We start from the raw sequence: 909 nt of genomic DNA, 5'->3' as shown, positions 1-909 counted from the left end.
ATCGTCGTCCGCGTCCGAGGCGGTCGCGCCGCGCCGTTCCCGCTCGGCGTCGGAGGGTTCGGCGAGCCAGGCGGCCGTTCCGGAGGCGTCGTCGTCCGCGTCCGAGGCGGTCGCGCCGCGCCGTTCCCGCTCGGCGTCGGAGGGCTCGGCGAGCCAGACGGCCGGTCCGGAAAGCAGCGGGGCGGCCCGCCCGGCCCGTCGGTCCCGCTCGGTGAGCGAGGGCTCGGCGACGCAACGCGCCGAGGCGGCGGAGCCCACGGCAGGCGAGGAGACGCCCGCCCCGCCGCGCCCGCCGCGCCGCTCCCGCAGTGCCGCGGACGGCTCGGCAAGCCAGTCCACCCCCGCCCCGACCCCGCCGCCCCGCACCCGCAGCACGGACGCCCCCTGGCACCACGCCCGCCCCGCCTTCGCCCCGGACCCCACGACCCCCGAGGCCGCCACGTCCGCGGAGCCGTCGGCGGCTGTGGACCACGCTGCCGAGCAGGCTTCCGAGCGTCGGTCGGCGCCAGAGCGCGCCGAGCAGGCTCCCGAGGACGCTTCGGCCCCCCGGGCCGACGCGATGCCGGCGCGCGCATCGCGCCCGGACTCGGAGGCCGGTCCCGTATCGGAGACCGCTGCCGAGGAGGCTTCCGAGCGCCAGGCGGCGCCGGACCGTGCCGCCGAGCGGGTCCCCGAGGGCGCTTCGGCCCCTGAGAAGGCCCCTGCCGCCGAGCCGCAGGCCGACACCGGCCCGGCAGCGGCTGCCGGACCGCCGGCCGCCGAGCCGGCCACCGGCCCGCTGTCGGCCGCCACACCGCCGGCCGCCGAGCCGGAGCCCGGCGGACCGGCCCCGACCACGGAGGCCGATCCGGCGTCCGAGGGTCCCGCCGAGGTCTCCGACCCGGCGTCCGAGGAGCCCGCCCCCGAGGG

1 protein-coding gene and 1 pseudogene are annotated in these 909 nt (G+C 81.3%); one reads left to right on the top strand and one right to left on the bottom strand.

The annotated features are described in order from the left end of the window. A partial coding sequence (locus AB0K65_RS10925; RefSeq protein WP_365715464.1) for a hypothetical protein occupies positions 1-375 on the bottom strand: 375 nt, incomplete at its 3' end. Positions 376-559: 184 nt separating this feature from the next. On the opposite strand from AB0K65_RS10925, the pseudogene AB0K65_RS10920 reads away from it, so the two are divergent. Continuing rightward, positions 560-909, top strand: a pseudogene (locus AB0K65_RS10920) (hypothetical protein); the annotation flags it as partial.

The organism is Streptomyces sp. NPDC053755, assembly GCF_040677675.1.
Lineage (GTDB): Bacteria > Actinomycetota > Actinomycetes > Streptomycetales > Streptomycetaceae > Streptomyces.
The sequence above is the reverse complement of the archived record's forward strand: the minus strand, read 5'-3'. Positions and strand labels throughout refer to the sequence as shown.